General features: G+C 66.1%; 28 protein-coding genes. 11 read left to right on the top strand and 17 right to left on the bottom strand.

Annotation, left to right across the window (positions count from 1 at the left end; all coding sequences use genetic code 11):
* Window positions 1–22 precede the first annotated feature (22 nt).
* Both ACWW36_RS10490 and ACWW36_RS10485 read left to right on the top strand, forming a co-directional pair.
* Window positions 23–802: a beta-phosphoglucomutase family hydrolase gene (locus tag ACWW36_RS10490; RefSeq protein WP_456141475.1), complete on the top strand. Its 780-nt coding sequence runs from the start codon at window positions 23–25 to the stop codon at window positions 800–802.
* The gene (locus tag ACWW36_RS10485; protein WP_456141474.1) at window positions 799–3,162 is read left to right on the top strand and encodes a glycoside hydrolase family 65 protein; all 2,364 of its coding nucleotides are present in this window, start codon (window positions 799–801) and stop codon (window positions 3,160–3,162) included. The genes ACWW36_RS10490 and ACWW36_RS10485 overlap by 4 nt, the downstream gene beginning before the upstream one ends.
* Here the strand turns inward: ACWW36_RS10485 and ACWW36_RS10480 are convergent.
* The 4 genes from ACWW36_RS10480 to ACWW36_RS10465 all read right to left on the bottom strand — a co-directional run bounded on the left by ACWW36_RS10480 (window position 3,153) and on the right by ACWW36_RS10465 (window position 6,361).
* Window positions 3,153–4,499, bottom strand: a complete 1,347-nt coding sequence (locus tag ACWW36_RS10480) for a HAMP domain-containing sensor histidine kinase (protein WP_456141473.1) — start codon at window positions 4,497–4,499, stop codon at window positions 3,153–3,155. The genes ACWW36_RS10485 and ACWW36_RS10480 overlap by 10 nt on opposite strands.
* Window positions 4,500–5,168, bottom strand: a complete 669-nt coding sequence (locus ACWW36_RS10475; RefSeq protein ID WP_456142438.1) for a response regulator transcription factor — start codon at window positions 5,166–5,168, stop codon at window positions 4,500–4,502. It abuts the gene before it with no gap.
* Window positions 5,169–5,222: 54 nt separating this feature from the next.
* Window positions 5,223–5,612, bottom strand: coding sequence for a heme-binding protein (locus ACWW36_RS10470; protein WP_456141472.1), 390 nt, complete (start codon window positions 5,610–5,612; stop codon window positions 5,223–5,225).
* A gap of 170 nt (window positions 5,613–5,782) precedes the next feature.
* The gene (locus ACWW36_RS10465) at window positions 5,783–6,361 is read right to left on the bottom strand and encodes a hemophore (protein ID WP_456141471.1); all 579 of its coding nucleotides are present in this window, start codon (window positions 6,359–6,361) and stop codon (window positions 5,783–5,785) included.
* A gap of 315 nt (window positions 6,362–6,676) precedes the next feature.
* On the opposite strand from ACWW36_RS10465, the gene ACWW36_RS10460 reads away from it, so the two are divergent.
* Genes ACWW36_RS10460 through ACWW36_RS10445 form a run of 4 tightly spaced genes read left to right on the top strand, consistent with a single transcriptional unit; the run spans window position 6,677 to window position 11,158 of the window.
* A complete protein-coding gene (locus ACWW36_RS10460; protein WP_456141470.1) occupies window positions 6,677–9,574 on the top strand; it encodes an MMPL family transporter in 2,898 nt (965 codons plus the stop codon).
* Window positions 9,571–10,095, top strand: a complete 525-nt coding sequence (locus tag ACWW36_RS10455; protein ID WP_456141469.1) for an XRE family transcriptional regulator — start codon at window positions 9,571–9,573, stop codon at window positions 10,093–10,095. Before ACWW36_RS10460 ends, ACWW36_RS10455 begins: the two co-directional genes overlap by 4 nt.
* A gap of 11 nt (window positions 10,096–10,106) precedes the next feature.
* Window positions 10,107–10,757 carry an alpha/beta fold hydrolase gene (locus ACWW36_RS10450; protein WP_456141468.1) on the top strand — a complete coding sequence of 217 codons (651 nt, stop codon included), beginning with the start codon at window positions 10,107–10,109 and terminating at the stop codon, window positions 10,755–10,757.
* Window positions 10,754–11,158, top strand: coding sequence for a CoA-binding protein (locus ACWW36_RS10445; RefSeq protein ID WP_456141467.1), 405 nt, complete (start codon window positions 10,754–10,756; stop codon window positions 11,156–11,158). Before ACWW36_RS10450 ends, ACWW36_RS10445 begins: the two co-directional genes overlap by 4 nt.
* A gap of 88 nt (window positions 11,159–11,246) precedes the next feature.
* On the opposite strand, the gene ACWW36_RS10440 is transcribed toward ACWW36_RS10445, so the two are convergent.
* Both ACWW36_RS10440 and ACWW36_RS10435 read right to left on the bottom strand, forming a co-directional pair.
* A complete protein-coding gene (locus ACWW36_RS10440) occupies window positions 11,247–11,936 on the bottom strand; it encodes a hypothetical protein (protein WP_456141466.1) in 690 nt (229 codons plus the stop codon).
* Window positions 11,933–12,535, bottom strand: coding sequence for a hypothetical protein (locus tag ACWW36_RS10435; RefSeq protein WP_456141465.1), 603 nt, complete (start codon window positions 12,533–12,535; stop codon window positions 11,933–11,935). The genes ACWW36_RS10440 and ACWW36_RS10435 overlap by 4 nt, the downstream gene beginning before the upstream one ends.
* 54 nt (window positions 12,536–12,589) lie before the next feature.
* Between ACWW36_RS10435 and ACWW36_RS10430 the strand changes: the two genes are divergently transcribed.
* Entirely contained in the window at window positions 12,590–14,551 is a 1,962-nt protein-coding gene (locus ACWW36_RS10430) for a M13 family metallopeptidase (protein ID WP_456142437.1), read from the top strand.
* Here ACWW36_RS10430 and ACWW36_RS10425 read toward each other — a convergent pair.
* The 3 genes from ACWW36_RS10425 to ACWW36_RS10415 all read right to left on the bottom strand — a co-directional run bounded on the left by ACWW36_RS10425 (window position 14,548) and on the right by ACWW36_RS10415 (window position 17,523).
* Window positions 14,548–15,003: a hypothetical protein gene (locus ACWW36_RS10425; RefSeq protein ID WP_456141464.1), complete on the bottom strand. Its 456-nt coding sequence runs from the start codon at window positions 15,001–15,003 to the stop codon at window positions 14,548–14,550. The two genes, ACWW36_RS10430 and ACWW36_RS10425, sit on opposite strands and share 4 nt — an antisense overlap.
* A gap of 122 nt (window positions 15,004–15,125) precedes the next feature.
* Entirely contained in the window at window positions 15,126–16,154 is a 1,029-nt protein-coding gene (locus tag ACWW36_RS10420; RefSeq protein WP_456141463.1) for a L,D-transpeptidase, read from the bottom strand.
* Window positions 16,155–16,296: 142 nt separating this feature from the next.
* Window positions 16,297–17,523 carry an MFS transporter gene (locus tag ACWW36_RS10415; protein WP_456141462.1) on the bottom strand — a complete coding sequence of 409 codons (1,227 nt, stop codon included), beginning with the start codon at window positions 17,521–17,523 and terminating at the stop codon, window positions 16,297–16,299.
* A gap of 63 nt (window positions 17,524–17,586) precedes the next feature.
* Here ACWW36_RS10415 and ACWW36_RS10410 point away from each other — a divergent pair, with 63 nt between their 5' ends.
* Together ACWW36_RS10410 and ACWW36_RS10405 are read left to right on the top strand one after the other, a co-directional pair.
* Entirely contained in the window at window positions 17,587–17,976 is a 390-nt protein-coding gene (locus tag ACWW36_RS10410) for a PPOX class F420-dependent oxidoreductase (protein WP_456141461.1), read from the top strand.
* Window positions 17,973–18,269, top strand: coding sequence for an MTH1187 family thiamine-binding protein (locus ACWW36_RS10405; protein WP_456141460.1), 297 nt, complete (start codon window positions 17,973–17,975; stop codon window positions 18,267–18,269). Before ACWW36_RS10410 ends, ACWW36_RS10405 begins: the two co-directional genes overlap by 4 nt.
* 78 nt (window positions 18,270–18,347) lie before the next feature.
* On the opposite strand, the gene ricR is transcribed toward ACWW36_RS10405, so the two are convergent.
* Window positions 18,348–18,638 carry a copper-sensing transcriptional repressor RicR gene (gene ricR / locus ACWW36_RS10400; protein WP_456141459.1) on the bottom strand — a complete coding sequence of 97 codons (291 nt, stop codon included), beginning with the start codon at window positions 18,636–18,638 and terminating at the stop codon, window positions 18,348–18,350.
* 1 nt (window position 18,639) lies between these two features.
* Window positions 18,640–19,245: a DUF305 domain-containing protein gene (locus tag ACWW36_RS10395; protein ID WP_456141458.1), complete on the bottom strand. Its 606-nt coding sequence runs from the start codon at window positions 19,243–19,245 to the stop codon at window positions 18,640–18,642.
* Window positions 19,246–19,317: 72 nt separating this feature from the next.
* On the opposite strand from ACWW36_RS10395, the gene ilvD reads away from it, so the two are divergent.
* Complete coding sequence (gene ilvD / locus ACWW36_RS10390) at window positions 19,318–21,024, top strand: dihydroxy-acid dehydratase (protein WP_456141457.1); 1,707 nt, start codon at window positions 19,318–19,320, stop codon at window positions 21,022–21,024.
* Here ilvD and ACWW36_RS10385 read toward each other — a convergent pair.
* Together ACWW36_RS10385 and ACWW36_RS10380 are read right to left on the bottom strand one after the other, a co-directional pair.
* Window positions 21,021–21,785 carry a DAPG hydrolase family protein gene (locus ACWW36_RS10385; protein ID WP_456141456.1) on the bottom strand — a complete coding sequence of 255 codons (765 nt, stop codon included), beginning with the start codon at window positions 21,783–21,785 and terminating at the stop codon, window positions 21,021–21,023. The two genes, ilvD and ACWW36_RS10385, sit on opposite strands and share 4 nt — an antisense overlap.
* A 1-nt stretch (window position 21,786) precedes the next feature.
* The gene (locus ACWW36_RS10380) at window positions 21,787–23,121 is read right to left on the bottom strand and encodes an FAD-binding oxidoreductase (protein WP_456141455.1); all 1,335 of its coding nucleotides are present in this window, start codon (window positions 23,119–23,121) and stop codon (window positions 21,787–21,789) included.
* Between the two features lie 34 nt (window positions 23,122–23,155).
* Here ACWW36_RS10380 and ACWW36_RS10375 point away from each other — a divergent pair, with 34 nt between their 5' ends.
* A complete protein-coding gene (locus tag ACWW36_RS10375) occupies window positions 23,156–23,884 on the top strand; it encodes an IclR family transcriptional regulator (protein ID WP_456141454.1) in 729 nt (242 codons plus the stop codon).
* Here ACWW36_RS10375 and ACWW36_RS10370 read toward each other — a convergent pair whose 3' ends face one another.
* The 4 genes from ACWW36_RS10370 to ACWW36_RS10355 are packed head-to-tail and all read right to left on the bottom strand — an operon-like array spanning window position 23,885 to window position 26,224.
* The gene (locus tag ACWW36_RS10370) at window positions 23,885–24,283 is read right to left on the bottom strand and encodes a nitroreductase family deazaflavin-dependent oxidoreductase (protein ID WP_456141453.1); all 399 of its coding nucleotides are present in this window, start codon (window positions 24,281–24,283) and stop codon (window positions 23,885–23,887) included.
* Between the two features lie 15 nt (window positions 24,284–24,298).
* Window positions 24,299–24,973 carry an O-methyltransferase gene (locus ACWW36_RS10365; protein ID WP_456141452.1) on the bottom strand — a complete coding sequence of 225 codons (675 nt, stop codon included), beginning with the start codon at window positions 24,971–24,973 and terminating at the stop codon, window positions 24,299–24,301.
* A gap of 10 nt (window positions 24,974–24,983) precedes the next feature.
* Window positions 24,984–25,478, bottom strand: coding sequence for a TIGR04338 family metallohydrolase (locus ACWW36_RS10360; RefSeq protein ID WP_456141451.1), 495 nt, complete (start codon window positions 25,476–25,478; stop codon window positions 24,984–24,986).
* Window positions 25,475–26,224 (bottom strand): DUF2786 domain-containing protein, encoded by a 750-nt coding sequence (locus ACWW36_RS10355; RefSeq protein ID WP_456141450.1) that lies wholly within the window; start codon window positions 26,222–26,224, stop codon window positions 25,475–25,477. The genes ACWW36_RS10360 and ACWW36_RS10355 overlap by 4 nt, the downstream gene beginning before the upstream one ends.
* Window positions 26,225–26,228 lie beyond the last annotated feature (4 nt).

Below are 26,228 nucleotides of genomic sequence, written 5' to 3'. Positions count from 1 at the left end.
TCAAAACGGGTATGTGTCGATCATGGGATCACGATCATCCACCGAGAGCGAGGCGCGGCGTCTGGGGTTGCCTGACCAGATCCGCGCGGGCCTGTTTGACCTGGACGGAGTCCTCACCGACACGGCCAGCGTGCACAAGCGGGCGTGGCAGCTCATGTTCGACGCGTACCTGCGTGAGCGTGCCGACCGGACCGGTGAGCCGTTCGTGGCGTTCGATCCCGCTTCCGATTACGAGACATTTGTCGACGGAAAGAAGCGCGAGGACGGGGTGCGCTCCTTTCTCAGCAGCCGCGGCATAGACCTGCCCGACGGTGCGCCGGACGACGATCCTGGCCACGAAACGGTGCACGGGCTCGGCAACCGCAAGAACGAGATGTTCCAGCACACTCTGCACAACGACGGCGTCAAGGTGTTCGAAGGCTCGCGTCGTTACCTGGAGGCGGTCAGCGCCTCGGGCCTCGGCGTGGCGGTGGTTTCGTCGAGCGCCAACACCCGCGAGGTCCTCGAGGTGACCGGGCTGGACCGGTTCGTGCAGCAGCGAGTCGACGGCGTCACCATGCGCGACGAGAACATCCCCGGCAAGCCTGCCCCGGACTCGTTCCTACGGGCCGCGCAGCTGCTCGACGTGCCCCCGGATCAGGCGGTGGTTTTCGAAGACGCGCTGGCCGGTGTCGAGGCCGGACGCGCGGGGCACTTCGGATTCGTGGTCGGCGTTGACCGAGTAGGTCAGTCAGAAGCATTGCGCCGCAACGGCGCCGACGTCGTCGTCACCGATCTGACTGAATTGCTGACGACGTCATGATCACCGATGAAGCCTTTCCCGTAGAGCCGTGGCACGTGCGGGAAACCAAACTCGACCTCAACATACTGGCGCAGACGGAGTCGGTGTTCGCATTGTCCAACGGCCACATCGGACTTCGAGGCAACCTGGACGAGGGGGAACCCTACGGATTGCCCGGCACTTACCTCAATTCGTTCTACGAGACGCGGCCGCTTCCGTATGCCGAAGCCGGCTACGGCTATCCCGAAGACGGGCAGTCGCTGATCGACATCACCAACGGCAAGATCATCCGCCTGCTGGTCGACGACGAGCCGTTCGACGTGCGTTACGGCCATTTAAACGAGCACGAACGGGTTCTCGATTTGCGCGCCGGCATGATGACGAGGCGGGCATGCTGGACGTCGCCGGCGGGCAAGCGGATCAAACTGGTATCGACGCGGCTGGTTTCGTTGGCGCAACGCGGTGTGGCCGCCATCGAGTATGTGGTCGAGGCGCAGGATGAATTCGTCCGTGTGACAGTGCAATCCGAGCTCGTCGCGAACGAGGACCAGCCACCGGCGTCGGCCGACCCGCGTGTCGCTGCGGCGCTGAAGAACCCGCTGGAACCCGTGCACCATGAGGTCAACGAGTGCGGCGCCTGTCTAGTGCACAGGACCAGGGCGAGCAAGTTGATGATGGCCGCCGCGATGGACCATGAGGTCGACGTTCCCGGACGGGTCGAGGTCAAGACCGAGGCCCGCGCCGACCTGGCCCGCACCACCGTCATCTGCGGCCTGCGACCCGGCCAGCGGTTGCGCATCGTCAAATACCTTGGCTATGGGTGGTCGAGCCTGCGGTCGCGGCCCGCGCTGCGTGACCAAGCCGCCGCTGCCGTGACCGGCGCCCGCTACAGCGGGTGGCAAGGCCTCGTCGACGCGCAACGCTCGTTCCTCGACGACTTCTGGGACTCCGCCGATGTCGAGGTCGACGGCGACCCGGATTGTCAGCAGGCGGTGCGGTTCGGGCTCTTTCACGTTCTGCAGGCCAGCGCCCGCGCCGAACGCCGGGCGATTCCTGGCAAGGGGCTGACCGGCACCGGCTACGACGGCCACGCCTTCTGGGACACCGAAGGTTACGTGCTGCCCGTGCTCACCTACACCGCACCCAGCGCCGCCGCGGACGCGCTGCGATGGCGGGCGTCGACGTTAGATCTGGCCAAGGAGCGAGCAGAAGAACTCGACCTCGCCGGCGCGGCCTTCCCGTGGCGGACGATCCGCGGCCAGGAGTGCGGGGCTTACTGGCCAGCGGGCACGGCGGCGTGGCACGTCAACGCCGACATCGCGATGGCCTTCGAGCGGTACCGGGTTGTCACCGGCGATCAGTCGGTCGAGGCCGAATGCGGGCTGAAGGTGCTCGTCGAAACCGCGCGGCTGTGGATGTCGCTCGGCCATCACGACCGGCACGGCGTCTGGCATCTCGACGGCGTCACGGGCCCCGACGAGTACACCGCCGTCGTCCGCGACAACGTGTTCACCAATCTGATGGCGGCGCACAACCTGCGCATCGCGGCCGACGCGTGCACACGCCAACACGAACACGCCCGCGCGTTGGGCGTTACCACCGAGGAGACGGCCGCGTGGCGCGATGCCGCCGACGACGCCAACATCCCCTACGACGAAGAGCTGGGCGTGCATCAGCAGTGCGAGGGCTTTACGACGCTGCGGGAGTGGAACTTCACCAAGAACACCGAATACCCGTTGTTGTTGCACGAGGCCTATGTGCGGCTGTACCCGTCGCAGGTGGTCAAGCAGGCAGACCTCGTCTTGGCGATGCAGTGGCAGAGTCACGCGTTCACGCCGGAGCAAAAGGCCCGCAACGTCGACTATTACGAGCGCAGGACCACACGCGACTCGTCGTTGTCCGCGTGTACGCAGGCGGTGATGTGCGCGGAGGTCGGACACCTCGAGCTGGCACACGATTACATGTACGAGGCCGCACTGATCGACTTGCGCGATCTGCACCACAACACCCGCGACGGCTTACACATGGCATCGCTCGCCGGAGCATGGACGGCGTTGGTGGCCGGCTTCGGTGGCCTGCGCGATGACGAGAGCGTGCTGGCACTCGATCCGCAGCTGCCCGATGAGATCGCGTGCCTGCGATTCCGATTGCGCTGGCGCGGTTTTCGACTGACTGTCGACGCCAATCACACAGAGGTCACCTACACGCTGCGGGACGGCCCGGACGGCGGGCTGACCATCCGGCACGCCGGTGAGGACCTGGAGCTCAGCACACGCTCGCCGACCACGGTCAAGGTGCGTCCGCGAAAGGCGCTGCTGCCAACGCCACCGCAGCCGCCTGGACGGGAACCGTTACGCCGTCGGCGCCTGACTCAGCACTGATCGACCGAATTCACCGTCGGCTCAGGCGAAGTCGAGATCGTCAGAGTGGCGCGCAGTCCCCCCAGCGGACCGTCGGAAAGCTCGATGCGACCGCCGTGCAGTGTCGCCTGCTGGACCACCAATGCAAGCCCCAAGCCCGAACCGCCGCCGGCGGCCGTGCTGCCGCGGGAGAACCGGCCGAGCACGGTCTCATGCTCTTCGAGTGGAAGCCCGCGGCCGTTGTCGTCGACGATGATCGTCATCGTGTCGCTGGTGCGGCGCGCGGCCAACACAATTCGGCTGGCTTGGCCGTGTGTCACCGCGTTGCGCACCAGGTTGTCGACGGCCAGGCGCAGCCCACCCGGCCATCCCCAGATGCTGCCGAGATCATCGGCTGCCTCCACGACGATCTCGACATCGCCGGCAGTTCGCATGTTCTCGCGCGCGACGCGGTCCAGCATGTCTGCCACGTCGATGAGCTCGCGGTCCTCGGCCTGCGCCAGCTGTCCGGAGGCCAGCTGTCCGAGCGCGGTGATGATCGCCTCCACGCGGCGTTGTGCACGCGAAAGATCCTGCACCACTTCGGCTCTCTCCTCGGCCGGCAGATCGTGGATCCGCAAGGTGTCGAGGTCTGCACGCATCGCGGTCAGTGGTGTCCGCAGCTCGTGCGCGGCGTTGGCGGCGAAATCCTGTGCTGCTTGTAGCGAATTGGTGGTCGCACGCTGCGCGGCCGCCAACCGGCTCAACATCTCTTTCATCGCCTCGGACAGATCCTCGGCCTCGCGGACGCCTCGCACTTCGGGCATCTCGTCGCTGCCTTTGCCGAGTCGCTTGGTGTGTTCGGTCAATCTGCGCAGCGGCCGGATCGCGGGGCCCGCGAGCAACCAGCCCAGGCCGGCGGCGATCAACACCGTCACGACACCGATAACGGTGTACGCCGGAATCCTTGCGCGGTTCAACAGAATGCTGTCGGCCCGGATGCCCAACGACATCAGCACGGCGCCGTGCTGATCCACCTCGATCGTGCGCACGCGGTAGTCGACACCGTTGACTTCGACGGTCGCCGTGCCCAACGGCAACGGTGGCAACTGGAACCCGCGCTGGAACACCACCTGACCGGTCGACCGCGAGCGTCCCGTCGTCAGCACACCGCGATGCGGGTCTTGCAGTTGCTCGGGATACATGGAGGCGTCGATGATCGAATCCAGCCGCCGATCCAATTGCTGCGCATCGTTATTCGCCAGCACCACCGAGGTCAGGATCGTGAAGACCGCGACTACGGCAGCCGCGGCCGCCGCCGAAGCAATGGCCACTCGGGTACGCAGGGACGCCGACCCGAGGAATCGCGGCAACCGCACTTATGGCTCGTCGCGCAAGACGTAGCCGATGCCGCGAACCGTATGGATCACCCGCGGCAAATCGTCGCGTTCCAGCTTGCGCCGCAAGTAGGAGATGAACACGTCGGCGACGTTGGTGTCGACGTCAAAGTCGTAGCCCCACACCAGTTCCAGAAGCCGCTGGCGGGACAACACCACGCCTGCGTTCTCGGCCAGCACGGCCAGCAGGTCGAATTCGCGCTTGGTCAAGTCGACGCGCTCGCCGTCGACGAACACCAGCCTGCGGGCGGTGTCGATGGTCAACGGCCCGACCCTCATCGTGTCCGATGACTGATCGGAATTGCTGGACCGCCGCAGCAAGGCATGGAGCCGCGCCACCAGCTCGCCCAAATCGAAGGGCTTGGTCAGATAGTCGTCCGCGCCGGCTTCCAGACCCGCGATTCTGTCGTTGACGGTGTCGCGCGCGGACAACACGCAGATCGGAATGTCATTGCCCAATGCCCGAAGTGCGGTGACCACGGCGACACCGTCGAGTTCTGGCATTTGAACATCGAGAACCAACGCGTCGTGAGACTCGTTGGATAAGAGCCGTAGCGCCTCTTTTCCGGTCGCCGCGACCCGAACGTCAAACCCCGAATGCCGCAATCCGCGGGCGACCGAGGTCCGCACGTCCGGGTCGTCGTCGACCATCAGCACCGTGCGGCTCACGCTTTCCGGTGCGGGCGTGTCGCCAACCCGCACGTACTACGGAATGGAAGGCGCCGGTGCCGCGCCGCCGCAGCGGTTCTTCAGATCGACCAACGGCTGACGGATTCCGGTCAGGTCAGCCTTCACCGACGGGTTGTCGTCCAGGTAGGTCTGCACCTTGGTGCGGACCTGGTCACGCGGCACGCCCTCGAGGCTGGTGAAGAACCAGTTCACGTCGGGGTGCGTGAAAAGGTACGCGGATGTCGCCGCGGAAACGCCCGATGCAACGCCGGCCAGGTCGGCCGCGGTGCAGTTCGGCGGGTTCTGCGCCGGGTCTTCGTCGGCCATCGCCGAGGGCAGAGCACCAAACAACATCGCACCGGCGATCGCACTGGTACCGACCGCGCCAGCTACCGCGCGCCGCGCGGTACGGGCCGAGAGCAACATGGACAGGCTCCTTCATATGAAGTGGAGAGGTCACAACCATTAGCGGTTCCGACAATAAAAAGCTAAGCAGAATCGATGCCGACTTTCTTGCCTTGCGCTTAACCAATCGTGAGAAAGTCTAAATATGCAGGTCAGCGGCATCGCTGGCGGCGACTCGCGGCGTCGAACCGTCAGCGCGGCGAGGTTGCAGCGGGCCCGGGAGCTGGGCCGGCGCCCTGCGAGACGGCCGAGGCCGACGACGACTGTGCGGGCACCGCGGCACCGGGCGCACCGACCGTCTGCGCGGTTTGCAATGCTCCTGGCAAACCGCCGGGCAACGCACCACCCTGCTGTTGGGCGGCCTGCATGAGGCCCATCAGCTGAGGCAGGCTGATCGGCAGCTTGCATCGGGTAGACAGGCTCACAAGAGGTTGCTGCAACGTCTGCATGTCCTTGGCGACTTGCGGGTTGGCATCGAAGTAGCTCTTGATCGCGCCCAGCGACTGCGGCCCGGCCTGTTGTTGGGAGATCGTCGTCAGCGCCTGGTTGGTTTGCGGATGCGAGTCGAGGTAGTTACCGGTCGAGGTGGCCACCGAGCCGATGGTTCGGGCGATCTCACTGGCCGCGCACGGGTCCCCCGCTGCGGTCGCCGCCGGAACGGCCAGCGCCGCCACCGCGGCGCCTCCGGCGATGGAGGCGGCGAACACAGCGGCGAGGCTGCGTCGCAGCGACGTCGCGGTCAGCCCGGGGCACGAAGTCCGCAAAAACATGGACAACTCCTAACGGTTTGCGAACGATTTAACGCACCCGCAAACGCTTGACGATCGACGGCAAAGGTCCCCGACGCCGAAACGGCCAGGGCACATACTGCCATCGGCGTCGCCGCACCCGCCAATCCAGCGAATGAACATGCAGGTGAGGGCCAGGAAGTCCACAGGCGGCGTAACACTGCGCGGCGCCGGCGCGAGAAGCGTTAGAGCAGCATTAGGGCGTTGCTGAGGCCGAGGCACCCTACCTCACGCTGTTGTACGCTCACGCTACGAAACGCCGGGTAGAAAGCGGGGAGACCAGCCATCCAGCAGTTCATGATGCGCTTGAGCAGTAACCTGCGCAGATATCGCTGGGCGGTCTTCGCGGCGTGGCTGCTCCTTATTGTTCCGGCGATCTATCTCGCGATGAATCAGTCCGGACATCTCACCGGTGGCGGATTCGAGGTCGAGGGCTCGCAGTCCCTGCACGTGCAGCGCGAACTCGAAGCCCACTTCCCCGACCAGGGCGCCTCGCCACTTGCGCTGGTCGCGGCGCCGCGCGCCGACGCAACGTTCGACGATATGAATGCCGCGGTGACGCATCTTGAACAGATCGCCGCACAGGTGCCCAGCGTCAAGGTGGTGCCCAACCCACAACAGCCGCCACCACAGCCAGACCGCCCCTACGTCGTCTCCCTGCAACCGGACTTCAACAACAGCGGCGTGGTCGATATCGCCAAGCAACTGCGGGAGAAGGTCGGCATCAACGGCGATCAGGCCGGTGAGATCGAGAATGGCCGGGTCCGGTTGTATGTCATCGGCCAGGGCGCGCTTGGCGCCGCAGCCACCTTGGCGACCAAACACGACATCGCGCAGGCCGAGCAGTGGAACCTTCCGATCGTCCTGATTGTTTTGCTCGCGGTGTTCGGCTCGCTGGCGGCCGCGGCCATGCCGCTCGTCCTGGGCATCTGCACGGTCGCCGTCACCATGGGCCTGGTCTATCTGCTGTCGATGTACACGCAGATGTCGGTGTTTGTCACGTCGACGGTCTCGATGTTCGGCATCGCGCTGGCCATCGACTATTCACTGTTTATTCTGATGCGCTTCCGTGAGGAACTTCGCGCAGGCCGTGACCCCCAGCAGGCCGCCGACGCGGCGATGGCCACTTCCGGGCTCGCGGTGGTGCTGTCGGGCTTGACGGTGATCGCCTCCGTCACCGGCATCTACCTGATCAACACGCCGGTGCTGCAGTCGATGGCCACCGGCGCGATCCTGGCCGTCGCGGTGGCCGTGCTCACGTCCACGACATTGACGCCCGCGGTGCTGGCGACGTTCGGCAAGGCGGCCGCGAAGCGGTCGTCCTACCTGCATTGGTCGCGCCGGCCAGAGAGCACGCAGTCACGGTTCTGGAGCCGGTGGACCGGCTGGGTCATGCGGCGGCCGTGGGCCTCGGCGCTCGCGGCTTCGCTCTTGCTGCTGACGTTTGCGGCTCCGTCGTTCTCGATGATGCTCGGCAACAGCATGCAGCGGCAGTTCGAACCGACCCATGAGATCCGCGGCGGCGTCAACGCGGCCGCCGAGGCACTGGGCCCCGGGGCACTCGGGCCGGTGCGCGTGCTGGTGACATTCCCCGACGGCAACGCCGCCTCGGCCACCGTGAAAGAACCCGCCCTCGACGCGCTGCGCCAGCGAATGGCTCAGGCGCCCAACGTCGTTACCGTGGCGCCGCCGGTGTTCGGCGACGACTATCGCCGTGCGCTGCTGTCGGCGGTGCTCACGGTCGACCCCGAAGACATGGGCGCCCGCCAAACCGTCGACTGGATGCGCGAGCAGCTGCCGAAGACCGCAGGCGCGGGCGCGCGGGTCGATGTCGGCGGTCCAACGGCGTTGATCAAGGACTTCGACGACCGGGTGTCAGTCACGCAGCCCCTGGTGTTCGGCTTCGTCGCTTTGATCGCGTTCGTGATGCTGCTGATCTCGATCCGGTCGGTGTTCTTGGCGTTCAAGGGCGTCTTGATGACGGTGCTGTCGGTGGCGGCGGCCTACGGCAGCCTCGTCGTCGTCTTCCAGTGGGGATGGCTGGCCGACCTCGGCTTCAAACCGATCTCATCGCTGGACAGCACCATCCCGCCGCTGGTGCTGGCGATGACGTTCGGGTTGTCGATGGACTACGAGATCTTCCTGCTGACCCGTATCCGGGAGCGGTTCCTGCAGACCAACAACACCCGCGACGCCGTCGCGTACGGGGTGAGCACCAGCGCCAGGACGATCACCAGCGCGGCGCTGATCATGATCGCGGTGTTCATCGGGTTCGCTTTCGCGGGTATGCCGCTGGTCGCGCAACTCGGCGTCGCGTGCGCGGTCGCGATCGCCGTCGACGCGACCGTGGTGCGGCTGATCCTGGTGCCCGCGTTGATGGCGATGTTCGACCAATGGAACTGGTGGCTGCCGCGCTGGCTGGACCGCATCCTGCCGTCGGTGGACTTCGAAAAGCCGCTGCCCAAGGCCGACATCGGCGATCTGGTCATCATCCCCGACGACATCTCCTCGCTCGGCCCGTCCGGGTCCGACCTGCGGATGGTCGTCAAGTCGGCAGCCAGGCTGAAAAACCTTGTCCCCGATAGCATTACGGTCGCCGATCCGCTTGCTTTGGGCATCTGCTCCGAAGCCGCCCTCGCCGGCAGTCACACCAACGGCCGGGTGTACCGCAACGGGATATCCAAGGGCTCGACAAAGACCGCCCCGGCCACCCTGCGCGTACATCCGGTGACGATGTGGCGCGGCCGGCTTTCGGTCGCGCTGGACGCGCTGGAGACCGCGGCCGAGGCTGACCGCGCACCGGTGGAGCGGCGCAGTCCGATGGAGACCACCAACGTCCAGCTGCCCACGGGCGACCGGCTGCAGATTCCGACCGGCGCCGAGACGCTGCGGCTGAAGAGCTACCTGATCATGTGCCGGAATACCACTCGCGACTACGCAGAATTTGCCGAATTGGTGGACTCGATGGAAACTCACACCGCCGCTGTGGTGCTGGCGTCAATGGACCGGTATTACTGTGGTGAGCACCCGAGAAAGCAATGGGTCGCCACCCAGTTGGTGCGCCGCCTGGCCGATCCACAGCCGTACGACGAGCACGACACCCGGATGTCGGGCCCGGATGCGGAGGCCGATTGGGCCAGGGTCAGGGAGCGCTGCCTGTCGGTGGCGGTAGCGATGCTGGAGGAGGCGAGGTGACGTTGGCCCCCGACATTCGGGACGCGCAGCGCGACGCAGTCTCCGCACGCACACGTCAGGCGCAGGGCCGCCGGCCACTCGTCGACGACCGGCCGGTGGAGTTTTGGCCGACGTCGGCGATCAGGGCCGCCTTGGAAACCGACGACCTGACGGTCTGGCAGCAGATCGTCGTCGCTATCAAGCGCGACCCGTACGGCAGGACCGCTCGTCAGGTCGAGGAAGTGCTGGAAACCGCACGGCCATACGGTGTTTCGAAGGCGCTCGCCGAGGTGCTCGGCCGCGCACGGGAACACCTCGAAGCCAACGAACGCGCCGAGGTGGCTCGCCACATTCAGCTGCTGCTGGAACGGTCGGGACTGGGCGAGCAGGAATTCGCGTCGCGCATCGGCGTGCCCAACGACGATTTCGCGGCCTACGTGAGCGGTCAGACCAGCCCTTCGGCGTCTTTGATGATCCGGATGCGACGGCTCTCCGATCGGTTCGCCAAGATGCGCCACCACCGGCCGGGCAAGAGCGGCTAGATAGCGAATAGATGACGTACGCGCTGATCCCGGGAGCCGGTGGCAGCGCTTGGTATTGGCACCGCGTCGTCCCGCTGCTCGATTCCCTCGACGCTCGGGTCATCGCCGTTGACCTGCCGGCTGCCGACGACTCCGCCGACCTGAGCACCTACGCCGACACCGTCGTCGACGCTGTGGCCGGGGTTTCGGATCCGCTCGTTCTCGTGGCCCAGTCGATGGGGGCGTTCACCGCACCGATGGTGGCCGTCCGCGTGCCGACCGCCGCGATCGTATTGGTCAACCCGATGGTTCCGGCACCGGGCGAATCACCCGGCCAGTGGTGGTCTGCAACGGGTCACGATCAAGTGGTGCCGGCCTTCGACCCGGTCGAGGATTTCTTTCATGACGTGCCTACCGCGGTGCGCGAGGAGGCTTTCCGGCAGGGTGAACCGCGCCAGTCCGACACACCCTTTGGCCAGCCGTGGCCGCTGCATCGCTGGCCCGATGTGCCGACGAGCGTGATCCAGGGAAGCGATGACCGGCTGTTCCCGTTGGATTTTCAGCGCCGACTGGTACGCGAACGGCTGGGCCTGGAACTCGACGTGATACCGGGCGGGCACCTGGTGGCGTTGAGTCAGCCCGAGGAGTTGGCCAAGCGGCTGCGGGTATACAGGAATTCGTGAGCGAGCCTGACCTGCAGCGCATCCTGCGCGAGACGCGCACCGTGGCGATCGTCGGTGTGTCGGCAAATCCGATGCGGCCAAGCCACGGCGTGTGGAGCTATCTGCGCTCGCACAGTGATTACGAGCTGTACCTGGTCAACCCGACGATCAGCGACATCGACGGCACGCCGGTCTATCCGAGCCTGGCCGATCTGCCGGTGGTACCCGACCTCGTCGACGTCTTCCGTCGCCACGAACATCTGCCGTCTGTTCTGGACGACACCATCAAGGTGGGCGCGAAGGTGCTCTGGCTGCAACAAGGCCTGTGGGATGAACAAGTTGCGCGCGACGGCGAGGCGGCGGGATTACAGGTGGTGATGGACCGTTGCCTCAAGGTCGATCACGCCCGTCTGCTCGGTTAGCGCCACGTCGACGAGCGCTCACCCTGGTACGAATTTGAGGCCTGAACCCGTACCCCAGTGAGCGCTCGCGGGCGTTGCGGTCGCTGGGTTAGCGCGAATGGATCGGCGACACGTCGTCGACGAGCCAGTGCCCGTCGTTTTTGGACAGCGCGATGCGCAACGCGAGCACAGCGGTGTCCGCGGGCTTGCCAGGGCTGGTCTGGGTTGCGCGCAAGATCACCGCGACGCTGGCGGCGTCGGGCCCGATCGCCTCGACACCAGCCGAGACGGTACTGGCCTGCGCGGAGACATTCCTACTGGTCAAATCCTTTGCGATTTTCGTGAATTCGTTCTTGAACGCATCGGCGCTCTTGGGTGACATCGTCGATGTGACCCGGTCGATCGTCGCGGTCGGATTCTGCGGGCTGAACGTCGCCGATGCCTCGGCGGTGCCGCTCGCGATGCCCACCACTTCGGCGCTGTTGTTGTGCAGGTCGCGGTCGGGCACCGTCCAGCGCAGGTATCCGACCGTGACCCCCGCGACCAAGGCCGCCGTCGCCACCGCGGCGACCGCCAACCGCAAGCCGGGCCCGTCGTCGTCGGTGCCGACGGTGACGGCGTCTCGGCGCGCCAGCGCGAAGTTCACCACGACGCCCTCGACGATCAGCACGCATAGCACCGAGCAGACCGACACCCACCACAGCGGCCACGCCAGTGCGATGCCGATGTACACCAGCGCAACGACCGCGGCGAGGGGCGCCAGAATGTCGAAAGCCAGTACGCGCCAACGGTTTCTCATCGGATCGGCTCCAGCCGCGAGATCAGCAGCTTGCCGTCCACGTCGGAGACGTCAAGGCGCAGGTTCCATCGGACGGTCTGCGGCTTGTCACCGCCGGCGTTCTCGCTGATCGAGGTCGCCACCACCATGACGGTGTCGGTGCGCGACGCGAAGGCCGACAGCTCGGGCTGTGGCTTCGGTGTCGGCGGCGGTGTGCCGTTGGGTCCTGGCTGCGGGTGGTGGATCGACTCGACGGCGACCGAGTCGACCTGGCCGGTGGTGCGCGCCTGCAGCGTCTGAACCAGTTTTCGGAATGGTTCGACCGTCGAATCGAAGTCGGCGTTGAGCTGACCGACGGTGCCTTCGTGCAGCTTTTGCATGCTGGGTTCGACGGTGTCCTTGTTCATGTTGATCAGCACGCCGGTCCAGTCCGCCGCGGTCTGCATCACCCGGGTGCGGTACCGAATCTCGTCGACGTCGCTGCGGTGCTGCGTCCAGATCAGACCGGCAAGCACGACCGCCGCGACAGCGATTGCGCCGAACACCGCGGTGCCGATCCCGAAGCCGGAGAAGACGGGACCGTCGGCGTCGCGATTCGGGATCTGCTCGTCGTCGGGCATGGCGTGAGGCTACCTGTGCACTTCTGGAAGGATGTTGGGGTGACGGTTCAAGATCTGCGCTCGGGTATCGACCTGAGCTACGTCGACTCCGATGCCCGCCCCCAAGACGACCTGTTCGGCCACGTCAACGGCCGATGGCTGGCCGAGTACGAGATGCCTGCCGATCGTGCGACCGACGGCGCATTCCGGCTGCTGTACGACCGGGCCGAGGAGCAGGTCCGCGATTTGATCACCGAGGCGGCGGCGTCCGGGGCCAAGAAGGGCACCGACGAGCAGCGCATCGGCGACCTGTACGCCAGCTTCATGGACGAGCAGACGGTGGCCTCGCGTGCCTTGCAGCCGCTGCTCACCGAGCTCGCCGCCATTGACGCCGCTTCGGACGCCGCTTCGCTTGCCGCGGTGCTCGGCGCCTTGCAGCGCGCCGGCGTCGGCGGCGGGACGGGCGTGTACGTCGACACCGATTCCAAGGACTCGACGCGATACCTGCTTCACCTCAACCAGTCCGGGCTCGGGCTGCCCGACGAGTCGTACTACCGCGACGAGCAGCATGCCGAGATCCTGGCCGCATACCCGGAGCACATCGCGGCGATGTTCGCGCTGGTGTATGGCGGCGATCATGCCGAGACGGCGGCACGCATCGTCGCGCTGGAGACCAAGCTGGCCGCCGCGCACTGGGACGTGGTCAAGCGCCGCGACGCCGACCTCGCCTACAACCTGCGGACGTTCGCGGACCTGCCTTCCGAGGCACCGGGCTTCGACTGGGCGGGCTGGGTCGCGGCGCTGGGCACCACGCCGGAGACGGTCGCCGAGCTGGTCGTGCGCCAGCCCGATTACCTGACGGCGTTCGCCGATGCGTGGTCTGGCGAAGACCTCGAGGACTGGAAACGCTGGCTGCGTTGGCGCGTCATTCACGCCCGCGCGTTCCTGCTCACCGACGACCTGATCGCCGAGGACTTCGCGTTCTACGGCCGACGGTTGAGCGGCACCGAACAGATCCGCGACCGCTGGAAGCGCGCCGTGTCCGTGGTCGAGAGCTTGATGGGCGATGCGGTCGGCAAGCTGTATGTCGAGCGGCACTTTCCGCCTGAGGCCAAGGCGCGGATGGACGAGCTGGTGGCCAACCTGCGCGAGGCCTACCGCGTCAGCATCAACTCACTCGTTTGGATGACGCCTGCCACGCGGGAGAAGGCGCTTGCCAAGCTCGACAAGTTCACCCCGAAGATCGGCTACCCGGCCAAGTGGCGCGACTATTCCGAACTGGTCATCGAGCGAGACGACCTGTACGGCAACTACCGCCGCGGCTACGCGGTGGAGTACGACCGCGATCTGGCGAAGCTCGGCGGTCCGGTGGACCGCGACGAGTGGTTCATGACACCGCAGACGGTAAACGCCTACTACAACCCCGGGATGAACGAAATCGTGTTTCCCGCAGCGATTCTGCAGCCGCCGTTCTTCGACGCCGAGGCCGACGACGCCGCCAACTACGGCGGTATCGGCGCGGTGATAGGCCACGAGATCGGACACGGGTTCGACGATCAGGGCGCCAAGTACGACGGCGACGGCAACCTCGTCGACTGGTGGACCGACGAGGATCGAGCCGAATTCGGTGCTCGGACAAAGGCTTTGATCGCGCAGTACGAAGAGTTCGTACCGCGCGAGCTTGGCGATGGACACCACGTCAACGGCGCGTTCACCGTCGGTGAAAACATCGGCGACCTGGGCGGGCTGTCGATCGCGTTGCTGGCCTACCGGCTGTCGCTGAAGGGCGAGGAGGCCCCGATGATCGATGGGCTGACCGGTGAGCAGCGGGTGTTCTTCGGCTGGGCGCAGGTGTGGCGGACGAAATCGCGTGAAGCCGAAGCTATTCGACGGCTTGCGATCGACCCGCACTCGCCGCCGGAGTTCCGGTGCAACGGCGTGATCCGCAACATGGACGCGTTCTACGACGCGTTCGAGGTCAGCGAATCCGACGAGCTGTACCTGGAACCGCAGCGACGAGTGCGGATCTGGAACTAGCGCCCGTGGGTGAGCCGGTATCTCCGAAGGACATCGACTAGCTTCCTGCCGTTTGTGTCATAGCCGGTGTCTATGTAGGCCGGTCGGGCGTAGACGCCCATCTTGCCCAGCACGACACTGAGTTTCTCTCGCCGGCTCAGCTCATGCCCGGGCCAGTACTTCACGCGGATATGGAAACGCCCGGCCTTTTCGAAGTCGTCGACTTCGGTCCACGCCAGCTTGTATGTGTCGAGCTCGAGCCCCTCACTGGTCAGGCGCAGCCCACGGGAGAACACCCGCTTCACACCTTGGACGACAAAGATGCCGAAGAGGGCGGCGAGCACTATGCCTGGTACTGCCGCGTCGTCGCGAGCGCCCTTGAATCCGAGGAACTTGACCAGCGGTGCGAAGGCGTGGGGAAAGACGATCGCCAACGCCAGCACGAACATTCCGCCGAACATGGCTGTGGTCAAGATCCACAAGCTCCGATGTGGACGGAATACCTCCTCCCCCATACCTGCAGCCAATCACCACGACTGACGTTGCACACCAGGTTTTTCCGGAGGAAGCGTGCTCGTTCGGCAGGAGGCTCCGGTTAGAACATCTGCCAGTCCGACGCGCCGTCGGGCTGGTTGTAGAGGCCCTTGGAGTTCTTGACGACGATCGGATCGCCGCTCCCGAAGTTGTCGTAGAACCATTTGGCGTTTTCAGGGCTGATGTTGATGCAGCCGTGGCTGACGTTGCGCTTGCCCTGGTCCGCGACCGACCACGGCGCACTGTGCACGAAGTTGCCGCTGTTGTCGATGCGGACCGCCAGCTGCACATTGACCTTGTAGCCGTTGGCCGAATCGACGGGCACGCCGTATGTCGACGAGTCCATGACGATGGTCGGGAACTTCTCGAGCACGTAGTAGGTGCCGTTCGGGGTCGTATGCCCGCCGGCCGCCATGCCCATCGACACCGGAATGGTCTTCTCCACCTTGCCGTTGCGCACGACTGTCATCTGGTGAGTCGCGTCGTCGATGGTCGCCACCAGCTGCTCGGGAACAGTGAAGCTGGACTTGGTGCCGCTGGCGTCGATGTTGACGACGGTGCCCGCCGGCCAGAAGTCCTGCGGCCGCCACCGCACCTGTGTGTCGCTGGTCCAGTAGAACCTGCCCGGCACCGGCGGAACGGACGAGATGTGGATCGCCTGCTCGGCCATCGCCCGGTCGGCGATCGGTCGCGCGAAGTTGATGTAGATCGGCTTGGCCGCGCCGGCCTTGGATCCGTTGGTCGGGTTGAAGGTCGGCGGCGCGAACACCGGCTGCCCGACGTAGGGGGTCGGGTTCTGACCGGCCGGCGTGCCCTCGGGGATTGCCATCGGAGTCGCAGGCGACGCCGCCGGGTCCGCGGGCGGCGGAAAGACGAATGGATTGACCGGTGGCGGTGGAGCCAGAGGGTCGGCCGGCGGCGCGAGCGGATCCGCCGGCGGCGGTGCGTCGCCCGCGGCGGGGTCGATAGGGGCGGGAGGCGGTGGAACCTCAGGATCAGCCAGTGCGGATGGGTTTCCTAGCACGAGGCTCCCGACCAGTCCCGCCGCGATGATCGCGGTGATCAGCCTGCCCCTCGTCCGCTGCCGCATACGTCAACCTCCAGTCACGATCTTGGTCCAGTGTGGCACAGCGCAAGGACCAGCTATCGAGACGAGGGTGCTGCTTGATCCCCGACGACCGCTCGGCTCACGCCGCTGAGCTGCACTGTTAATCGCGGGGCTGTTGCCGACGTTACTTCCTGCTGGTTGGCTGAGGAATCTCGAACAGGCCACGGGCGGTGGCCACGCCGAACAAGGCGATCAGGACGAGGGCCGTCGACGCCCCGATCATGGCGGCCAGACCGACCCCTTCATAGAGCAGTCCGCCCAGCAGGGCCCCCGCCATGATCCCGACCTGGAAGGCGGCGACATACAGGCCCGATGCGCCGTCGGGGTCGTCGGGCGCGCTGCGCATGGCCGCCGACTGCAGCATCGGCGGCAGCGCTGTGGAGGCCGCACCCCACACCACGACCGCACCAACGCCGAGGATCAGCGCCACCAGACCGACTCGGACGTCGACCGCCAGCCAGGACAACACCGCGAACGCCGCCGCAAGCGCCCCTAGACAGCCGAGCACCGAGGCGGTGGGCCGTTGATCCAGCGGCCGGGCCATCAACGCCATCGACGCCAGCCCGGCGATGCCGAACGCAGCCAGCAGCCACGCCAGCTGTGGCCCGTGCACGCCGACCACGTCGCGGATGATCACGACGATGAACGTGTAGGAGATGAAGTGGCCGGTGACGCCGACCAGCGTCAGCAACGAAAGTTTCACCAGCCGGCCGTTGCGGCGATGGCGCTCGCGGCGGCGGACGGCGTCCCCGTCTTTGTCCGACATCACCATTGGCGGAAGCGCGACCCACGTAGCGGTCGTGACGAGCGCCGCGGCGACGGTGACCACGACGACGGCCATCCGCCAGCCCCACAACTCACTCATCGCGGCCGTCATGGGATTGCCGACGACGAGCGCGAGGCCGGTGCCGACATATACCGCGGTGGTGGCGCGGCCTGCGTGCGTGGCGGGCACCAGCCGGGCTCCGATGGGCGCGATCACCGACCACATCAGCCCATGGGTCAGCGCGCATAACACCCGGCCGCCGGCCAGCACCGCGAAATCGGGCGCCAACGCCGAAATTGCTTGCGAGACAGTCAAACACATCAAGGTGAGCAACAGCACACGCCGCCGCGGCCAGAACGCCGTAAGTCGCACCAGCGGAATTGTCGTGACGGCAGCGACCAACGCGTAGCTCGCGAGCAGGGTCCCGACCAGCCCCTCGCTCACACCGAAGTCCAACGCGATCGAGGGCAGTGCCCCGACCGGCACGATTTCGGCGGTGACGTAGACGAAGGCCGCCGCCGCCAGCACCGTCAGCTGTAAGGCGATGCGCGGCGTCCACGCGCGGGTGCGACTGTCGACAACCATGTGGGAAGTCACGGTATCGGTTGGGCGTTACAGTGCCCGGAAGCCGAACCGAAAGGATGCGCGATGGTTGCCATTCCGAATGGCTACGAGACGCTGTTGGAACGTCCGCTGTACGGACATCTGGCCACGACAAGGCCCGACGGCAATCCACAGGTCAATCCGATGTGGTTCGACTGGGACGGGGAGAAACTCCGCTTCACCCACACCACCAAGCGGCAGAAGTTCCGCAACATCGAGGCCAATCCGAATGTCGCGATGTCGATCAGCGACCCCGACAACCCCTACCGCTATCTGGAGGTGCGAGGCGTGGTCGAGGAGATCGTTCCCGACCCGACCGGGGCGTTCTACCTGCGGCTGAACGACCGCTACAGCGGCCCGCTGACCGAACCTCCACCGGACAAGGCCGACCGAGTCATTCTGGTCGTGCGCCCGACGGGATTCACGAAGCAGTGATCGTTGCGTTCAGCGTCAGCCCATTGGGCGGCGACGAGAGCGTGGGCGCCGCGGTGGCAGAGGCGATTCGGGTGGTTCGTGCATCAGGCTTGCCGAATGAGACCAACGCGATGTTCACCAATGTCGAGGGCGACTGGGACGAGGTGATGGCGGTGGTCAAGCAGGCGGTGGATGCGGTGGCCGCCGTCTCCCCTCGTGTGAGCCTGGTGCTCAAGGCCGACATTCGGCCCGGCCACACCGACCAGCTGACCGCCAAGGTGGAACGCATTGAGCGCGAGCTCGACGCGGGTTAGCGAGCGGTTCGGCGAAACTGCACTTAGTGCGCGCCTTACTCGCTCTTTGCCGCAACAAGTGCAGTCTCGCGTCGAGCGCTAGGAACGCACTAGGCGCGCGATGGCCGCAGACGCCTCGGCGAGTTTGGCGTCGGCCTCATCTCCGCCCTCGGCGACGGCTTGCGTGACGCAGTGGCCGAGATGCTCGTCGAGCAGCCCGAGCGCCACCGACTGCAGGGCGCTGTTGACCGCACTGATCTGGGTGAGGACGTCGATGCAGTACTTGTCCTCGTCGATCATCTTCGCGATGCCGCGGACCTGGCCTTCGATCCTGCGCAGCCGCTTGGCGTAATTCTCTTTTTGCTGCGAATAACCATGCGCCCCAGTCATTTCAGCCTCCCAGCATCTGCTTCATCTGGCCGATCTCGGCCTCCTGCGTGGTGACGATGTTCCGAGCCAGCGACTTGGCGTCCACGTTGTCGCCGTTGGCGATCTCGGCCTTGGCCATTTCGACCGCGCCCTGGTGATGGCTGATCATCGAATTCAGCCATAGTTTGTCGAACTCGGCACCGCCCAGCGACTTCAATTTCGACATCGTCGCCTCGTCGACCATGCCCTGCATGGTGTTGCCGTGTCCGGCGTGCCCCGAGTTGGTGTCGGGGTTTTCGTTCCACTGCACCAGGAACACCTTCATGACGTTGATCTCCGGTTGCTGCGCGGCCGAGATCTGGTTGGCCAGCGCGATGAGTTGCGGGTTTGTGGAGCGGTCGGGAACCAACGCCGACAGCTCGATGGCCTGCTGGTGATGCGGGACCATGTTGGTGGCGAATGCGACGTCGTCGGCGTTGTAGCCGGCCGGTTGACCGGTGATGACAGGTGTATCAGTCGGCTTGTGCTCGGAATGATCGGCGGACCCCGCGCTTCCACACGCCGACACGAACAGCGCGGCGCACAGGGCGGTCAGCAAGGCGACGAGTCGGGCATTGATCGACGTCACGAGTCAAGGGTACCCAGTGGGGGTATCGATATCGGTTTGGCCGGTCCAAACGCCGAGGGCATACTGAAGCCCATGCCCTCGCAGCCCTCTGGCATTGACATCAAGCCCCGTAGTCGCGACGTCACCGACGGCCTCGAAAAGGCCGCCGCCCGAGGCATGCTGCGGGCGGTAGGCATGGGTGACGAGGACTTCGCCAAGCCGCAGATCGGCGTCGGCTCGTCGTGGAACGAGATCACTCCCTGCAACCTGTCGCTGGACCGGTTGGCAAAGTCGGTCAAGGAAGGCGTGTTCGAAGCCGGTGGCTATCCGCTGGAGTTCGGCACGATCTCGGTGTCGGACGGCATATCGATGGGCCACGAAGGCATGCACTTCTCGCTGGTCTCGCGTGAGGTGATCGCCGACAGCGTCGAGACCGTCATGCAGGCCGAACGCCTCGACGGCTCGGTGCTGCTGGCCGGCTGCGACAAGTCGCTGCCCGGCATGCTGATGGCCGCCGCGCGTCTCGATCTCGCGAGCGTCTTCCTCTACGCCGGGTCGATTCTTCCCGGCATCGCGAAGCTGTCGGACGGCACCGAGAAGGAAGTGACGATCATCGACGCGTTCGAAGCCGTCGGCGCGTGTTCGCGCGGGCTGATGCCGCGCGAGGACGTCGACGCGATCGAGCGGGCGATCTGTCCCGGCGAGGGTGCATGCGGCGGCATGTACACCGCCAACACAATGGCTTCTGCGGCCGAGGCGCTTGGCATGTCGCTGCCGGGGTCAGCCGCACCGCCGGCGACGGACCGCCGACGCGACGGGTTCGCCCGGCGCAGCGGGCAAGCCGTGGTGGAACTGCTGCGTCGCGGCATCACCGCCCGCGACATCATGGTCAAAGAGGCGTTCGACAACGCGATCGCGGTGGTGATGGCGTTCGGTGGCTCGACCAACGCCGTGCTGCACCTGCTGGCCATCGCACACGAGGCCAACGTCAAGCTGACGCTCGAGGACTTCACCCGTGTCGGTGCGAAGGTTCCGCACCTGGCAGACGTGAAACCCTTTGGCAGCCATGTGATGACGGATGTCGACCGCATCGGCGGCGTGCCCGTCGTGATGAAGGCGCTGCTCGACGCCGGGCTGCTGCACGGCGACGTGATGACGGTGACGGGTAAGACCATGGCCGAGAACCTCGCCCACATCGCGCCGCCCGACCCCGACGGCAAGGTGCTGCGGGCGCTGAGCAATCCGATCCACCCGACCGGCGGCATCACGATCCTGCACGGCTCGCTGGCACCCGAGGGCGCAGTGGTCAAGTCGGCGGGTTTCGACTCCGATGTATTCGAGGGCACCGCAAGGGTTTTCGAACGCGAGCGCGCCGCGCTGGATGCACTTGAAGACGGCACCATCACCGCAGGCGACGTCGTGGTTATCCGCTACGAGGGACCCAAGGGCGGACCGGGTATGCGGGAGATGCTGGCCATCACCGGCGCCATCAAGGGCGCCGGCCTCGGCAAGGATGTGCTCCTGATGACCGACGGCCGGTTCTCCGGCGGCACAACGGGACTGTGCGTCGGGCACGTCGCGCCCGAGGCTGTCGACGCTGGTCCGATCGCGTTCCTGCAAGATGGCGATCGTATTCGGCTCGACGTCGCCAGCGGCACGCTCGATGTGCTGGTGGACCCGGCTGAATTCGACGCGCGCAAAGCAGGTTTCGAGCCGCTTCCGCCCCGCTACACCACCGGCGTGCTGGCCAAGTACACCAAGCTGGTCGGGTCGGCGGCCGGCGGCGCGGTCTGCGGCTAGCCCAGCAGCTCGTATAAAGCGGGCAGGAAGCCCGCCAGGTGGTTCATCTCCTGCGCGCAATGCACCATCAGGTCGCGCGGGTCGGGTAGCTGATGCGCCGCTATTGGCCTAAGTGCCCTGTCCGCCAGCGACGTTCCGGCACGCAGTGCGACGTGCCGCCCGCCCATCCAGAAGCGGGACCGCATCTCGGCGCCCTCGGGCGTCGGGCGCACGTAGTGCACGAGCCAGCCGACGTCGACGGGGATGTCGCCCGACCCGAGCCGCGCGCAGATCGCCACCGAATCAGTGGGTTTCAGGCCTATCGTCGACGGCTCGACGAACCGGATCGCAGGCCGGGTGAACGCCGAACCGAGGTACTCCTGCACCAGTGACGTGCGACCGACGTAGGCGCCGTCAGCGCCGCCGTCGCTCCACCGCGCCGATACATGCGCCCGCGGGTGCCACAGCTTGTAGCGGCGGGAGTCGCTGCCGTGCCAGCCGAACCACCATTCCCACATCGCCGGCGTGACATCGGGCATGTCGGTGCGCACCGACACACAGATGCCGCCGTCGCGCAGCCGCCCGTACCCGTTCTCGGTCTGCTGATAGCCGTCGTCGAGTAGCGTCGCCATGTCGTCGAAGGCGGGCAGTGTCGGCCCTGCCTGCGGCCCGTGCTCCAGCGCCTCGACGACATGCCTTGGCAGCGGCGCCATTTCAGGGTCGAAGAACTTCCCGAACGGGGTGTCGCGATCACCGGCGCGGTAACCCAGGTAGTCGTCCATGTCAGACGCGTCCCATCCACGTGTAGAACCGCCCGTCCGGGTCGTATTGCGCACGTACCTTGTCCAGCCGCGCCATCGCATCATCGCTGGCGAACTTGGCCGGTCTCTGACCGAGGTTCTCGTCGGCGAGCTGGATACCACTGGCCAGATGTGACATTGCCGCCATGTTGGATCGTGCCCAGTCGCCGTACTTTTCGTCGTCGCTGGGATCTTGCCAGACCGTGTACAGGGCGAGGTAGATGTCGTCTTCCAGGCTGTAGGCCATGTCCTGTCGCGTAGGTGACGGACCCCAGTTCAGCCACAGGAAATGGGAGGGGTGCGGCGGTATGGTCTCGATGATGCGGCGAACGCCGGGTAGCAGCTCGTCGGCGGGCGCCGACGTCCACATGTTGTCGGCGGCATAGCGGTAGCCGGTCGGGTAGTTGCTCATCACGCCGTCGTACCAGGTTGCGAGATCCGTTGGGGCATAGGGGACTGCGACTGTTGCGCGGTCGCGCACGGGACAGGTGTCGAGTAGCGCCAACGCCTTGATGGCCTCGTCCTCCGATTCGGCGAAGACGGGCGACGCCATCACGATGCCGGGCGTTTCGAGGCCGGCGCCTGGGACACTGCGGGAGGCGACGATCTGCAGCTCGACGCGTCGGTCGACGTCGGCGCTGATCTCGCGAGCCCAGGTGTAGACGTCGTCGGCGAGCTCGATCGGATAGACGTAGAGGCTGCTGCCGCAGATCGCCGGGCGCGGATAGACTTTGAGGTGAAAGGCAGTGACGACACCGAAGAAGCCAGGGCCGGATCCTCTTGCAGCCCAATATAAATCGGCATGATGGTCGGCATCGCAGTAGACGGACTCGCCGTCGGCGGTGACGATGTCGAGTCCGAGCACGCTTTCACACGCCGGCCCGAGCACGCGACTGTTCCAGCCGTAGCCACCCTGCAATAAGTAGCCACCGATGCGCACGCCCTTGCAGTGGCCGGCCGGGAAGAACAGCCCCTGCGCGTCGAGTTCGGCAGCGAGCACACTTCCACCCTTGCCTGGGCCGACGACGGCGACCATCCGATCAGCGTCCACGGTGCTCTGGTCGAGACGGCTGACATCGAGCAGCACACCGCCGTCACGGACGTGATTGCCCGCCCAGCTGTGGCCGCCGGACCGCACGCCCACCTGGTGGCCATTGGCTTTGGCATAGCGGATCGTCGAGACGACGTCGTCCGCGTCTTGCGCCTGCACGACCACATCGGGGAAGCGCTCCGGAGTGCGAGCGTTCCACACGGTGGCGCGTCGAGCTGGTTCATATCCGTCATCGCCGCGGAAGAAGTGCCGACCGTCGGGCAGCATGTCGACCCCCTTTTGATCCGTATAGTGGATCATTGTGATTCGTATAGCGGATCAATATAGTGAGGGCGTGTCACGGCCGCAGCAAAATGAACAAGTAAGTTACGGACGCGACGATGGCATCCAGGTGCTGCGTCGCGCCGCGGCCGCGCTTGACGAGATCGCCACCGCACCCGGCCAACTTCGTCTGGTCGATCTCGGCGCGCGGCTCGGACTGCCGAAATCGACGGTGCGCCGATTGCTCGTCGGACTGGTCGAAGTGGGGTTCGCCAGTGTCGACGACCACGGCAGGTTCTCCCTCGGTGATCGTCTGCTCGGGCTGGGGACCGCCGACAGCACGCAACTCGCGACGCTGTTTCGGCCGGCCCTCGAAGAGGTGGCCGCCGCCACCGGCGAGACAGTCGACCTGTCGGTGTTGCGCGGGCAGCAGATGTGGTTCATCGACCAGATCGAGTCGTCTCACCGGTTGCGTGCGGTGTCGGCGGTCGGAGTGCGATTTCCGTTGGAGGGCACGGCGAACGGCAAGGCCGCTCAGGAACTACTGAACGACACCGACGCGCGCGTGTCGAAGATCGCGTTCGACCGCGACGAGCACACGGCAGGCATCTCGGCGGCGGGCATTGCCGTGCGGACAGCGGGCGGGCACATCGTCGCCATTTCGGTGCCGGCGCCTACGGAACGCTTTCTCGCGCAGGAGGATCGAATCGTCGCCGCGCTGGCCAGGTTGGGTGAGGCTTGCGAGCTGCAGATCGCAGCGTTGCGGTGACTAGCGATCGCCAGGGTCGTCGTCGAGGTGGACGCTGAGGAACTCTGGCACGTGCAAGATCCGGCGCAGCGCGAACCTGACCGGCGGGGGCATATCGGAAGCATTCTCATCGCGATAGAGCCGAGGCGCGCTCATCCGGTAATGGCCGCCGTGTGTCCTCACCCCACCTCCGCCGGCTGCGATCACGTTGCGTACCCAGTCGGTGTCGGGGCCGTAGGTCAGCGCGAAGACAAGCTCGTCTCCTTCGCGAAACGCCATGACAGGTGAGCTGTAGGTCCTTCCCGACTTGCGCCCGCGATGCTCGACAAGCGCAAACGTGGGCGCCCACGGTGCGATGAGCCGGGTGACTTGGTTGATGCCGTACTTGTTCGTACGGGCAACCCATTTAGGGATCGGCATGATTGAGCTCCCTTGCTAGTCGACGGGCTCCTTGACGGTCGCCACCGCGAAACCGTCCCAGCCCTTGGTGCCGACGGTCTGGATCGCCGCCGCATCCAGCCGAGGATCGTCACCCATCATCTGCAACATGTCGCGTACAGCGCGCGCCTGATGATCGTCGGGGGCCGGATCGAGTACGCGTCCGAAGCGAGCGATGTTGTCCACCACAATGATTGCGCCCGGCGCGGCCAGCTTGATCGCCCACTCGACATACGCGACGTTGTTCTCCTTGTCGGCGTCGATGAAGATCAGGTCGAACGTCTCGCCGCGCTCTGCGAGCGTCGGGAGGGTGTCCAGCGCGGCGCCGACGATCACCTCGACGCGGTCGTCGACTCCGGCGCGCGTGAAATTCTGGCGCGCGACTTCGGCATGCCGTGGTTCGTATTCCAGCGTCACCACGCGGCCGCCCGGACCGACGCCGCGGGCCAGCTGGATGGTGCTGTAGCCGGCCAGCGTGCCGATCTCGAGTGCGCGGGTGGCGCGCGTCGCCGTCGCGAGCAGGGCCAGCAGCTTGCCGTGTTGCGCGGACACCTCGATCGCCGGCATGCCCGCGGCAGCCGATGCCGCACGCGCCGCCGTCAGCGCGTCGTCCTCGGTGCGCAGCACGCGGTTGAACAGCTCGTCGAGATCTTTCGGGTCCGGTTCCGCCACGGCACAAACGTTATCGCGCACCCTCTTTGGCGTACACCACCCGCAGCACGTGGCCCACCTCCGGACCCATGACGGCGTCAGCGAGTTCGCAGAACGTGGCGACGAATTCCGGTCCGTGTGCAGGCTCTGCGTCGTTGAGATGATGCGCAATCTCGTGCAGGACGACCAGCTCGCGCAGCGCCCAGTTGGCGAGCCGGTCGGGCACCGCAATCACCGCATCAACCTCGCTGCACTCGTAATGCGCGGCGGTCGCGCCGCGGCGGGCGCGCACGGTCAGCGCACCGGTTCGCGGCCAGCGGTCCCGTACGGCGGGATGGGCCAGCACGTCGTCGACATACCGCTGCACGGCGGCGGCCGAGGCGAACCGGCCCTCGGGCGGCAGTGTCAGCTGGGTTCCGAAGAAATCGACGACCCGGTTGCCGTGCTCGGCGGCCCGGTCGAACAGCGTCCGCACGAATTCCTCGGCGGCATAGACCTTCGCCCGCTGACTGTCGCGTGGCGTCACTTCCGCAGCGAGCCCCTGGCGCCTGACAGTTCGGGACTGCTGCCAAGCCGCGCCCGCCTACCCGCGCGATCCCCCGCGCGGCGGGCCGCGGACGAGTATCCGGCGGTGGCACTGGTGGCCCTCCATGTGCCGCGCGCCTCTGACGTTTGGCGGTAGAAGTCCTTGAGCTCGATGTCCTTGTCCCGCAACGCGATAGCGGTTCCAGGTTGGCTGTCGCGGCCCTTGGTCGCTTCCCGCTGCGCCTCCTCGCGGGCCTCAGCCAGCCGCTTCCCGATGCGGGCGCCGAACGCGAGCTGGAAGTTGAGCCGCGCGGTGATCGTCGGCGTCGGCCGGTGCGCCCCCGAAGCGATGTATGCCTCGGACGCCCTGACCATCTGCATCACCAGGCTGGCATACAGGGCGTGGCTGGCGTCGATGTCCTCGGCGAAGCCGTACGCATAGACGAACGTCGAGTTGGACGCGACGTCGCACTTCACGTCGTTGGCGTTCGCGATTACCACGAACAGCTGGACATACGTCCGCAGCCCTCGGGTACCGGCGTTGCCGATCGTGATGGTGCGCTGCACAGGCATCTGCGACTTGGTGCGCTCGGCCGAATGCGCCCGTGCGACCGCCAGGTCGATCGACGTCGCGGTGGCCAGGCGCTGCGCCGCGGCCATGAACGCCTCTGCCTCGTGCGTGTTGTCGGTGCCCTCCGCCTGGCGCAGCAGCGCGGCAATCCGCGCGAGCATCTTGTCGTCACTCATGGCG

This window comes from Mycobacterium sp. MMS18-G62 (genome assembly GCF_053877835.1).
This window is presented reverse-complemented; position numbering and strand designations above follow the sequence as displayed.